The organism is Arcicella sp. GW458-12-2-14-TSB2 (assembly GCF_059423785.1).
Map to the genome: position 1 here is coordinate 14539 of NZ_JBWKYN010000071.1, position 12861 is coordinate 27399.

Below are 12861 nucleotides of genomic sequence, written 5' to 3' on the forward strand. Positions count from 1 at the left end.
GAGGCTTTTATATTCTTATTACTTTACATCCTCAATTGACCTATAAACTACATCCATTACTTTTCTTCTGACTTTTAAGGCGTTTATTTTATTGTTACTCACAGAAGGATGTACTCTGTTTGATAAAAATATAAATACTAACTCTTTTTCTGGGTCTACCCAAACCAACGTACCCGTATAACCTGAATGTCCATAAGAATTGGGCGAAACGGAAGCTGAAATGTAATTACTTTCACCATCAGCTGGAAGTTTGTCCCATCCCAAAGCTCTTTCCCCTTTTGGAGAAACACTGTTCGTAAAAGTATTGATGGTTTCTTCATTATAAAAAATCAAGTTATTGATACTTCCTTTTTCAAGGTTCATCTCAAACAACTTCACCAAATCTGACGCTGAACTAAATACGCCAGCATGACCAGATACTCCACCGAGCATCGCTGCGGTTTGGTCTTGAACAGTTCCTTGTAGATTTCTTTCTCTGAACAAACGGTCGTTTTCAGTAGGTGCTATCTTGGCTTTCTCTATTCTTTTTAACGGATTAAAGCCTGTCGTTTTCATGCCTAATGGTTCATATAGATAGGAGGATGTAAATACATCTAATCCTTGCCCAAGGATGCGTTCAACTATATGTTGCATAATCATGAAGCCCAAATCGCTATATACATAGCTAAAAGACCCATCGCGGTCGTGTTTATTAATTAAAGGTGATTTTATTACCCATTTCCAAACAGAGTCTCTGATAGCCGTTTTGGCATACATGTCGTCTGCTACTTGCAACGGATAGTCTAATGATTGCGTAGTACTATAAAACTCTTTTTTCCATCCTAAAGGAATACGTGTTCTTTCCCAGAATGGAATATAAGCAACCAATCCTGCCTGATGCCAGAGGATGTTGCGAATCGTCATATTTTCTTTATTGGTTCCTCTGAGTTCTGGAAGATAAGTAACTATTTTTTCATCCAGATTAATCTTCTTTTGGTCATAAAGATACATAACGGCTTGGAGCGTTGCCGATACTTTTGTAACCGATGCCAAATCATACACCGTTTGGTTCGTCACTGCTGGACTATTGGGTTCATATCCAAGTTGCCCATAGTTTTTATTCAAAATGATTTTACCTTTTCTGGCAACTAATACCTGACAACCAGGAAAAACTTTTTGATTAATGGATGAAACAATAATTGGGTCAATGCCTTTCAGTACATCCGAACTCATCCCCACACTTTCGGGAGATGCTTTTTCTAGTTGACCTTGTTTTCTTAGCATAATACCATCCCCTGCGATGTATAGATTTTCTACGGAAACTGGCAATTTGCCCGTAGCAGGTATCTGTCCGAATAATACTTTTGCCATTGCTGAATAAGCGGCTTCGTCGTCTTCGTATCCACATACCAAATTAGAGACCTCTGGAAAGAATTTTAAACTATAAGGATTCCCAAACACACACACTACAATATTTGGGGTCTTTTTCTCCAATCTTTTAATAAAATCTTGTACGCCATAATTCAAATCTAATCTACTGGCAGATTTTTTATTGATATTATGAACACTTAGAATGACGGTATGGGTAGAATCTACATTTTTGAGTACCTCATTGAATAAACCTTCATCATTTTTGGCTACGCTAGCATACTGTGCCATTGGCACAACAGCACTTAAAGCTTGTTGAAAACGGTTGTTAGTGGCAATATCTAAGCTGACAGAAACCAACTTATTATTATCTGGTGCAAGGGGCAAAAGCTTTCTAGTATCTTTTACTACAGTAATGGCATTATCAAATAACTCTTGTTTGATTTGTTGTGCCTGAGGAGTATGTAAGTCCTGATATAAATTGTTGGATTCTATGTACTTGAATTGATTTAACCCTACCCAATATTTGGCATGTAATATTTTCTTTACACGATTATCTATTTCTGTTTGTTTAATCAATCCCGACTGTATGGCATCTTTGATTTTATTGATGCCTTCTGGAATATTTTCAGAATATAACAAGATGTCGTTCCCTGCTACAAAAGCCTGCAAATCTATTTCAGCAGACGATATTCCTTGTCCATTACGAACACCTTTCATATTCAAGGCATCGGTAATTACTAGGCCCTTGAAGCCCATTTCTTTTTTTAATAGATTGGTAATGATACTCTGTGAAAGCGTTGCTGGTCGCCAATCATAAAAAGGTATTTGTAAATGACCTACTATCATGCTCTTGATAGAATCATCAATCAATTGTTTGAAAGGAACCAATTCAATATTGTGCATACGTTCGAAACCATACGATACTTGTGGGAGTGTAAAGTGGGAGTCTGTATGGGTATCGCCATGACCCGGAAAATGTTTAGCACAAGCTAAAAGCTGGTTGTTTTGCATACCTTTCATATAGGCACTACTTTTAGCCGCTACATTTTCAGGGATTTCGCCAAAAGAACGAAACCCAATAATAGGGTTTTGTGGATTAGAATTAATATCTACTACGGGTGCAAAATTCAAATGAATCCCTAAGCGTTTACACTGGCGAGCAATCTCTGTACCCATGTTATAAATCAGTGAATTGTCTTGGATAGCTCCCAACGTAATTTGTTTAGGAAAAGCCATCGTAGCATTGACACGCATAGCCAAGCCCCATTCACCATCTATGCCGATTAACAAAGGTATTTTGGTCGTTGACTGAAATCGATTGTTTAGATTAGTATAAGCCGTTGGGTCGCCCTGAAAGAAAATTAACCCTCCGATATAATTATTTTGTATAAGGCTTTCAAGCTTTTTGAAATGAGCTTCCCCATGAGTTGGGTTTACAGCTACCATAAAAAACTGACCAATTTTTTGGTCGTTCTCCATCGTAGCAAATACGCTATCAACCCATTGATTTTCTAGTAATTGACTATTGTTAATGAATTTGGTCGGATTTAATACACGGTTTTTCTTAACAAATTGCTTTGTTATAGTTGCTTCCTTTTTTGCTGTTAGGGAATACAAAAAACTATTATTTAATGCTCCGATAAGTGGTAGTTTTAGTACGAACCAAAGGAGAATAAGTGTAATCGAAAACCAAGAAAACTGCTTATACATTTTATCAATTAATGGTTGGGATTCAAATAAAAAAGATACAAACTTACAATAAAATTAACGCTAATTAAATAGGAAGAGAAAATTTGAAAGTATAAAAAAGTAAACCTAAATGATAATACAGGTTAGCTGGAGGAAGATGGGGATGTATTAAAATACTAATGCTTAGAAGTATTTAGATAACGAAAAATAGGGGAATATTATGCGGATTTTATTGGTTTTGTTTCGATAAATTATCTTGGATTACGAATAGTGGGCATTCTGATAATTATGTGTAATAATGGTTTAACTTATTACTTGAGGCTATCTAAAAAGGAAACCATAGCAAAATAATATTTTGCTGAAAAAACTTTTCGGACAGCCTCATTATACAAAACAAAAGCTATTATTGACTTTATTGGAAGATTAACTCAAGGCTAATCGTCATCATCTTCCTTTTCAATGTTAGCAGGAATTTTCACAAAAGCACTTCTTTTAGGAGGAGGCATTTTGCTGTTTTCTCCACGCATTACTTTCCAAATATCTTCGTTGAAAGCTAAATCGGGTGCGGCATCTTCATGACTAAAATCAAAATTAGTTTTGCGTTTTCCTGTATTGATAGCCACATTTCTTTGGTTAATATCCACATTAGCAGGTAAAGCTTTGAAGGCAGTTAAATCGATATTTTTAGTAAAACACCTAAACAGGGGTGTTGCAGCGGCATCGTATTGGCTCATTGGGGGTAATCCTAAAATCAATTCCATTGTTCTAAGCATACCCGCAGTAGAATACATGGTGTGGTCTACAAACTTCCTTTTAGTATAGGGACTCACTATATAAGCTGTAGAGCGGTGGGCATCCACATGGTCAGAACCATTTTGAGCATCATCTTCTAAGATAAATACGACTGATTCTTTCCAGATTTTGGATTTTGATAAGTGTTCAATAAAGTTGCCAACAGCCAAATCGTTATCAGCGATGCAGGCTTCAACACTAAATGCTCCTTTTTTAGAACCAGAGGTATGATCATTTCCCATACGAATGCTACTGAAACGAGGAACTGCATTAATGGCTAATAAAGAATCAAAATCTATTTCCCATTGTTTTTCACGGTCTGAATCTTTAAAGTTCATATCCCAACCCTTATACATTTTACAAACATTCCCCTTTACACCTTCATAATTGCCTTCTGGTTCATCGGCAAATTCTCCATACGTTCTAAAAGGAATCTTGGCTCTTTTACAATAATCCCAGATGAATCCATTTTTAGGGTAAGCAATTTCTCTTTGCCCTTCATAGTCATACGAACCACCCCTTCCACCATAACTTGTTACCCAGTTCTTTTCAACATAGTCGTTGGCATAAGCAGCAGTAGACCAATTATGCCCGTCGGCAGAAACTTCAGCATCAACATAAAAATTATCTAAAAGCACATAGTCTTTCACAATTTTATGTTGATTGGGCGTTAAGTTTTCTGGAAAGATACAAAGAGACAAATCTCCATTTCCTTCTTTTACATCCCCTAATACTTGGTCATAAGTACGATTCTCTTTGATGATGTAAAAGACATATTTGATAGGAGATTTTTCACCCACTTTCATCGGAATAGGATTATCGCTTTCGCCCATCGCCATCGCTTCAACTTGTTTGCTATAAGGTGTATTCTGAAAAACAACTTGCGAATAGCTTGCTAATGTTTGCTCAGTAGGTACATCAATGATAGACATCGTACCTTTCAAAATACCTGCAATGTATTCCACTACTTCCTTATTGGCTTCAGGGTTAGCGCCTACTTCTTGCGGTTTCTTTTTGGCCATTGGGTTTGGACCTTTAGGATTTGGTTTTGAACTAAAGCCTTTTCCATTGGTTACATAAATTTTATCACCAATGGTTTTTACAGCAGTTGGATACCAGCCTGTTGGAATAAAGCCTTTTGATAAGCTTTTGCCTTTTTGAGTAATATCAAAAACAGCAAGGCAGTTATTATCGGCATTTGCAATATACAATGTCTTCTCGTCGGGCGAAAGCGCCACAGCATTAGGTGTTGAACCAATAGGAGCATTTGGGTACAGAGAAGCTGAAATATGTTCAATCAAAGTGTGTGTAGCCGTTTCAATGACAGAAACGGTATTATCGTTTCCATTGGGTACGAATAAGTACTTTTCGTCTTTTGTAAACACCATATCATTCGGGTGGCTATTGGTAGGAATTTCTGCTACAATTTTGCTTTGAACAGTGTTATAAGCAATCACTTTAGCGCCTCCCCAAAGCGTAATGTATAGCTCATTACTTTTGGAAGCCATCATACAGGTATAAGGCTCGGCACTTAGTTTTTCTTCTTTAATGACCTTTTTAGTAGCTAAATCACAGATAAATAATGATTTTGAATCTTTGGCGACTACATATAGCCGATTATTCTTGGTATCTATACAAATTCCTGCGGGCGAAATTTTAGCTTTTGGATAGGCTTCCCCTAATTTAATTTCACCATCTTGGATTAACTTTTGATTTTCTATTTTGTAAATCACTACGATATTATCGTTACCTCCTGACGCATACAAATATTTTTCATCATCACTAAAGGCTAACCCTACCCAAGATTTTTTGATGATAACATCATCTAATATTTTTTCAGTAGCTACATCAATCAATGTAATGCTTTGTGTGCTTTGCCCATTGTTGGTAACTGCCAATAATTTTTGTGAGGGAGAAACCACTAGGTTTAATGGTAAATCATTAAGTTGTATGCTATTGCCAACAGGGGTTAATGACCACCCATTTGGCAGGGTAACTCTTTTTGCAATTAGACTTTCAAGAAGAGGATCTTTACCATTTTGATGTTGCGTTTGTTTGGGGTTACAAGCAACGCAGAACAAAATTATAGCCATTGAATAAAGTAAAGATTTCATGTGTTGGAATGGTTTGTTCAGAAAGATATTTGATAAACAAGAATACAACTGCTATTTGTAACCCTAAATTTAACAAATGGCTTTTATAAAAGTTATAAATATTTGTTATCATCTTATAAACAAAAAAAGTCAGCCCAAATCTGAACTGACCTTTGAATACTAAGCAAATAGCAATTTATTGTTTATGAATATCTGAACCCCCTGTTGAACTTGACTTTACAACTCTTGCATTTCCTTTATGATATACGTCGCTACCACCTGTAGCAGAAATACTGATTTCTTTTTCAGCCCATACATAAGCATCTGAACCACCTGTAGACGATACACTGCAATAACTTGTTTTTAAACCAGTAGCTTTTAAATCACTTCCACCTGTTGAAGTAGCTTTAAATACAGTGGCAGTACCTGTTAAAAAAACATCTGATCCTCCTGTTGTTTGACATGTAAGTTCGTCAGCATCTACTTCTAGTTTAATATCCGACCCGCCCGTTGCACTTACATTCAATTTAATTAAATCTAATTTGTTTTCTGAATAAACATCAGAGCCACCTGTCGCAGAAATGCCCGTAATATCTTTGATAGTAACGTACACTTTTACTGGTTTTGAATTCCAGTTGAACCAACTCCATTTAGAGTTTTCAACATAGATATTCAAGCCACCATCTTTGATTTCAGTAATGATATTATCTTGTTTGTCTTTATCTGCACTAACCGTTACAGATTCGGCACTTCCTTGTTTGATATATAAATCAATACCACTGGTAACACGAATTGTTTTGAAGCCCGTAATTGAGCGGTTTTCTTTAGTCGTTTGTGCCGAAACCTCTATAATAGAGATAATGGTAACAAGTAATATTAAAAGAGATTTAGTTAAATTTTTCATAATATATTAATTAATTGTGAATGAGTGAATTGTGAATTAGTGAGTAGTTCGTCATCGCGGTTGTAAATACATGATTAATATCCTGCTCTAATATTGCTTTGATAGAGAAACACCATTTACTATAATCGTTCAACGTGATTACCTGATTTCGAAATGAAGTAATCAACTATGCTCAATTCTCTCATAAGATGCAAAGCACCTATTAAAGGTTGCACTAGTTAGGAAAAGAAATTTTACCCATAGATACTGATGGAATTCCTTTTCTAGTACCAAAGTCAGATTCGCCACCTGCTACGGTCTCATTCGCTAAAATAGCGAAGAGTACAGCTTCTTTTGCATCGCCTGAAATACCTAAATCATCCGTTTTAAAGAAATTAGCAGGAATCAATTCTTTCAGCCATTGTACTAGCAACGGGTTGTGCATTCCTCCGCCAGAGAGATAGATATTGAAATCTGCTAAAGATTGTGAGCCGACTGCCCAATGAATGGCTTCAGAGATAGTTTCAGCACTAAAACGGGTAAGCGTAGCTAATAAATCATTTACAGAAATATTTTCAGTCCTACTGATTACCTGAGCGTTTTTGACGTAATCAATACTAAATAATTCTGGGCCAGTGGTTTTGGGGAAAGGACTAAAAAAGAAATCATCGGCCTTTAATACTTCAAGCAATCTAGTATTTACGATGCCTTGTTTAGCAATGTTGGCATTTTTGTCATAAGCCATGTCTGGGAAATAAAACCTCGTGAAGGCATCAATCAATGTATTGCCAGTACCTGTATCGGTAACAAACACTTCTTCGGGGTTCATGCTGGCAGGCAAGAATGTAAAATTGGCAATACCACCCATATTAAGCATAATACGGTTTTCGCCTTTCTTACCAAAAATATAATAATCACCATAAACGGCTAATGGAGCACCTTCGCCTCCTGCGGCAATATGTTTTTGTCTGAAGTCTGAAAGCGTAATAATATTAGTTTTCACCGCAATATGGTCGCCATCACCAATTTGTAAAGTAGCGTTAGGGAACATTTCCTGTTGATGCAAAATTTTAGGAGCATGCATAACGGTTTGTCCATGTGAGGCTACTAGGTCGACGTCTTCACTCGTAATATTCCACTTTTTTAAGCAGTCCAATATCATTTCGGCATGGAGTAAACCAATCCATTCATTTAGTAAAGCAAGGTGCTGGAAATCAATTGTTTTCTTCGCAAATACTTTCCTGATTTCAGTTTTAACGGCATCAGAATAATCTGCGGTTTCAAAGTTTAATAATTTTACGGAAGTATCTTCCCCACTACCAGTTATTTCACAAAGGGCTACATCAAGGCCATCCATTGATGTGCCAGACATAAGACCAATAATTTTACGAGAAGATTTTCCTGCTAGTTGATAAAGTTTTTGTACGTTTTTATTCATGGATTTTTGTATTGAATGAATATTAGCTATTCTGCTATTACTGAAGGTTTAAATCCCTCGATAATATATTTTTTGCCCGCAGATTCACGCTGAAAAAATACGCTGATGATGCAGATTCGTTATTAGTAAATATCAGATAAGTTTCTACAATCTCCGTAAATCAGCGGTTTAAAATCTCTGAAATCAGCGGGTAAAAAATCCTATTATTTCTTCTCAACCAATTTACTAAATCTAACCTTCATCACATAAGTTAGAAGGGTTAAAATAATTAAAACGATGATGCCTTCTTCAATATGATTTGAAGAATTATTGGCAGGGTCTGCATACCAAATATAAATTAAAAAGGCGATTAAGACAGCCTCAACCACAATAAATACAGATAAGATAGCTACAACCGTTGATAATAGAAGAGGACGAAGTTTATCAAAAACCGATTTCTTATTTTCCATTGTCAAAAAAATAGGCGGATTCAAAACCCGCCTGATATTATTTCGTATTATATCATTAGTTCATTAAAAGAAGAATCCGCCAGCACGTATTACAATAGGACTGCCATAGGGAGAATTAGGCAGACCCGTTATCGGAGAATATGTATTGTCGTAGGTGAAATTATAAAGAATTGATAATTGAAACCCTCCAAATCCAAAACCAATTCCAGCTAAAGTCTGAATAGGATATTCAAGAGAAAGCCCTGACATTTTATAATAATATTTTTGTATTTCTGCCTGAGCAAACATATTGGATGCAATGTTATCTAAAAAGTGTAAACGATACTGTCCAAAAACTCGTGGACCATATTGATTCTGTGCATCATCGAATCTAGGCTTGAAGTATTGATAATCAAGAGCAAAACCAAGTATAACGTCATTGGTTGCTTGATATCCCACCATTGGCGAAATTCCAATTGCAGTTATACTTCCAAATTGTATATTACCAAGACCACCTCCAAATTTAAGCCTTTGTCTGAAAGGTAAATCTCTTACATCTTGTTCTTCGTCTAAATCCCGAACAGAACTATCTTGTTTGATAACAACAGGAGCTTGTGAAAAAGAAGAGGTATAAGCAGTTACAGAGATTAGAATAATAAAAAGTAATTTTTGCATGGTTATTATTTATTAGTTTCTTAGAATCATTGATAGAATCCGCTAATTTAACGCAAAGATTAGCTATTTTCTTGTAAAGCACGAAACAATCTTTTTAGAAAACGTGTCTGATTATAAGGAGGTTCATTTTTTTGTCTTTTCTGATTACTTGATGACCTCAATGCAAATTTTAGCAAACCAGAATTCCTTATCTTTGTTTCATGAACAATACCGAAATCATCGACCAGAATCATATCGCTTTTGAAGACCTTGACCCTAAACGTAACATCATTATCAAAGGGGCAAGAGTAAACAACCTAAAAAATATAGATGTTGCCATTCCTCGCAATAAACTTGTAGTGATTACGGGCTTGTCGGGTTCGGGGAAATCGTCTTTGGCTTTTGATACCCTCTTTGCAGAAGGACAACGGATGTATGTAGAAAGTTTGAGTGCCTATACGCGTCAGTTCTTGGGACGAATGGAAAAACCTGATGTTGATTACATCAAGGGTATTTCTCCTGCTATCGCCATTGAACAAAAAGTGTCGAGTAAAAACCCACGTTCTACCGTAGGGACTACTACCGAAATATATGACTACCTAAAGCTACTTTTTGCTAGAATAGGGATTACTTATTCTCCTATTTCTGGTAATCCAGTAAAGAAAGATACTGTTACGGATGTTGTCAATTATTTGTTTACCAAAGAAGAAGGACAAAAAGTAATGGTACTTTCGCCATTGTATTTAAAAGAGGGAAGGAAATTGGCCGAAGAAATGAAAATTTTACTTCAAAAAGGCTATACCCGTATTGTGATTGATGGCGAAACCAAATTCCTAGAAGAACTTTTGGAAGATAAAACGGCACTCAAAAACCTGCCTGCCATAGATTTATTTAGCAATAATTATAAAATTCTGATTGACCGTGTAGTGATTAAAAAAGAAGCTGACGGGCAACCCGATGAGGAAACCCAATTCCGTTTGTCAGATTCTGTCCAAACCGCTTTTTTTGAGGGAAATGGCACTTGTTTTGTCGAAATTGTTGGTGATGAAACTAAAACGTTTTCTGACCGTTTTGAGGCGGATGGGATAGTGTTTGAAGAACCTTCTTTAAACCTCCTCAGTTTTAACAATCCTTATGGCGCTTGTAAGCGTTGTGAGGGCTTTGGAAGAATCTTGGGATTAGACCCAGACTTGATTATTCCAGACAAAGGTGTTTCTGTTTATGAAGGAGCAATAGCCCCTTGGCGAACAGAAAAAATGAGCGAATGGCTCGTGCCATTATTGAAAAACGCTACTAAGTTTGATTTCCCTATTCATCGCCCTTATAAAGATTTAACCGACGAGCAAAAAGAAGTGCTCTGGACAGGCAATGAATATTTCCACGGACTGAATGATTTCTTTGCGATGTTGGAAAAAGAAACGCACAAAATTCAGTACAGGGTAATGTTATCACGTTATCGTGGGCGAACTACTTGTCCAGACTGCAAAGGCTCTCGCTTACGAAAAGATGCGGGTTATGTGAAAATTTCAGGTAAATCAATTATTGATTTGGTACTGATGCCTTTGAGTGACGTAAGCTATTTCTTTAAAAACCTTGATTTGCCCGATTATCAATATGGTGTTTCAAAAAGAATTTTGATAGAAATTGAAACTCGCCTAGAATACATGGAGAAAGTAGGATTGGGCTATTTAACCCTCAATCGATTATCTTCAACACTTTCTGGGGGAGAATTTCAACGCATTAAATTAGCAACCTCTTTAGGAAGTGCTTTGGTAGGCTCAATGTATATCTTGGATGAACCTTCTATTGGATTGCATCCACGAGATACACAGAGATTAGTATCTGTGTTGGAATCCTTACGAGATATGGGTAATACCGTTATTGTGGTTGAACATGAAGAAGAAGTAATGCGTGCGGCCGACCAGATTATAGATATTGGTCCTGATGCGGGGAGTAATGGTGGAAAATTGGTTTTTCAAGGCAACTGGGAAACTATCAATGATATTGATGCCAAGGCGAATCCAGATGCTGGATTTTCGCATACAATCAATTTCTTAACAGGTAGAGATACAATTGAAGTACCTAAATTCCGTAGAAAATCTACGAGTTTTATTGAAGTAAAAGGAGCTTATGAAAATAACCTAAAGGACGTAAACGTAAAGTTTCCTTTGGGAATATTAATTGCTGTAACGGGAGTGAGTGGGTCAGGAAAATCTACGCTCATCCGAAAAATATTATATCCAGCCCTTGGGCGTCATTTAGGTACTTATACAGACGAAGCAGGGAAATATGCAGAAATTAGTGGTAGTATAGGCAAGATTGAAGCTGTAGAAATGGTTGACCAAAATCCCATTGGGAAATCGTCTCGCTCTAACCCTGTGACCTACGTGAAGGCTTATGACCAGATACGCTTATTGTATTCTGAGCAACCCATTGCCAAAGCCAGAGGCTATAAGCCAGCTCATTTTTCGTTCAATGTAGAAGGGGGACGTTGTGAAACCTGCCAAGGAGAGGGCTTTGTAACGATAGAAATGCAGTTTATGGCGGATGTAAAACTGAAGTGTGAGTCGTGCGGAGGCAAGCGTTTTAAACAAGAAATTTTAGACGTCAAATTCAATGATAAGGACATTGCCGATTTGTTGGATATGCCCGTTGATGAAGCCATTGAATTGTTTAGAAAAGATCAACCAAAATTAGCCGACAAACTATTGCCTTTACAGGAAGTAGGATTAGGCTATGTGAAATTGGGGCAATCGTCTAATTCATTATCAGGCGGAGAGGCTCAAAGAGTAAAGCTAGCGAGCTTCTTGGGCAAAGGCAATCCAAATAAAGGAAAAACACTTTTTATTTTTGATGAGCCTACAACAGGGTTGCACTTCCATGATATTAAAAAATTACTAAAGGCCATTAACGCATTGGTAGAACAAGGCGATTCGGTCATTATTATTGAGCATAACATGGAAGTGATAAAATCATCTGATTATATCATTGATTTAGGCCCAGAAGGAGGTGAAAAAGGTGGGTTTGTTACCTTTGAAGGAACCCCCGAACTCATGGTGGAATTAGAAGGAAATTACACCGCTGATTTTTTAAAGCAAAAGCTTTCGTAATAATGTTTTTAATCTTATGGCGGTAAGATTAAAAAATTAGTAACTACGTTGGTGGTTAGATGATAATTGTTGTCGATGTCGTATTAGTTCTTGATAGGTAATCGTTCTTAACATCCCAATTTTAATCTTTCGTTTCAGTGCGTCGGTTTCAGATTTATACGTGTTCTGTCCTTTTAATAACTCTTCGGCGATATTTGTCACTAAGGCTTCAATTGAATCGACCTTTAGTAAAAGTGGTTTCTTGTTCATCGAATTTTAAGGCTGGCTAAAGTAAATTACGTATTCAAGAGAAGTTAGAGTCGTTAATTATGAACATAAGTTAATATTTTTGTTTGAAAGAAAAATGATTTTTCACCATTTTTTTTTGCCAAACAAACCTTTTTTTCTTTTTTAACCCCAAAAAACCATTAAAATCGTCCTATTT

The 12861-nt window shown here is 36.5% G+C and carries 8 protein-coding genes; 1 reads left to right on the plus strand and 7 read right to left on the minus strand.

The window, feature by feature from the left end:
- Positions 1 to 18 precede the first annotated feature (18 nt).
- The 6 genes from AC07XN_RS11985 to AC07XN_RS12010 form a co-directional block, all read right to left on the minus strand.
- On the minus strand, positions 19 to 3060 hold the full coding sequence (locus tag AC07XN_RS11985; RefSeq protein ID WP_494743253.1) for a serine hydrolase domain-containing protein: 3042 nt from the start codon (positions 3058 to 3060) through the stop codon (positions 19 to 21).
- Positions 3061 to 3473: 413 nt separating this feature from the next.
- Positions 3474 to 5945, minus strand: a complete 2472-nt coding sequence (locus AC07XN_RS11990) for a bifunctional YncE family protein/alkaline phosphatase family protein (RefSeq protein WP_494743254.1) — start codon at positions 5943 to 5945, stop codon at positions 3474 to 3476.
- Positions 5946 to 6120: 175 nt separating this feature from the next.
- Positions 6121 to 6828 (minus strand): head GIN domain-containing protein, encoded by a 708-nt coding sequence (locus tag AC07XN_RS11995; RefSeq protein ID WP_494743255.1) that lies wholly within the window; start codon positions 6826 to 6828, stop codon positions 6121 to 6123.
- A gap of 214 nt (positions 6829 to 7042) precedes the next feature.
- Positions 7043 to 8245 carry an anhydro-N-acetylmuramic acid kinase gene (locus AC07XN_RS12000; RefSeq protein ID WP_494743256.1) on the minus strand — a complete coding sequence of 401 codons (1203 nt, stop codon included), beginning with the start codon at positions 8243 to 8245 and terminating at the stop codon, positions 7043 to 7045.
- A 203-nt stretch (positions 8246 to 8448) separates the two neighbouring features.
- The gene (locus AC07XN_RS12005; protein ID WP_494743257.1) at positions 8449 to 8694 is read right to left on the minus strand and encodes a hypothetical protein; all 246 of its coding nucleotides are present in this window, start codon (positions 8692 to 8694) and stop codon (positions 8449 to 8451) included.
- Between the two features lie 63 nt (positions 8695 to 8757).
- Entirely contained in the window at positions 8758 to 9348 is a 591-nt protein-coding gene (locus tag AC07XN_RS12010; protein WP_494743258.1) for a hypothetical protein, read from the minus strand.
- 200 nt (positions 9349 to 9548) lie between these two features.
- Here AC07XN_RS12010 and uvrA point away from each other — a divergent pair, with 200 nt between their 5' ends.
- A complete protein-coding gene (gene uvrA / locus AC07XN_RS12015) occupies positions 9549 to 12437 on the plus strand; it encodes an excinuclease ABC subunit UvrA (RefSeq protein ID WP_494743259.1) in 2889 nt (962 codons plus the stop codon).
- Between the two features lie 36 nt (positions 12438 to 12473).
- Here the strand turns inward: uvrA and AC07XN_RS12020 are convergent, their stop codons facing one another.
- Positions 12474 to 12686 carry a hypothetical protein gene (locus AC07XN_RS12020; protein ID WP_309922936.1) on the minus strand — a complete coding sequence of 71 codons (213 nt, stop codon included), beginning with the start codon at positions 12684 to 12686 and terminating at the stop codon, positions 12474 to 12476.
- Positions 12687 to 12861: the final 175 nt, after the last annotated feature.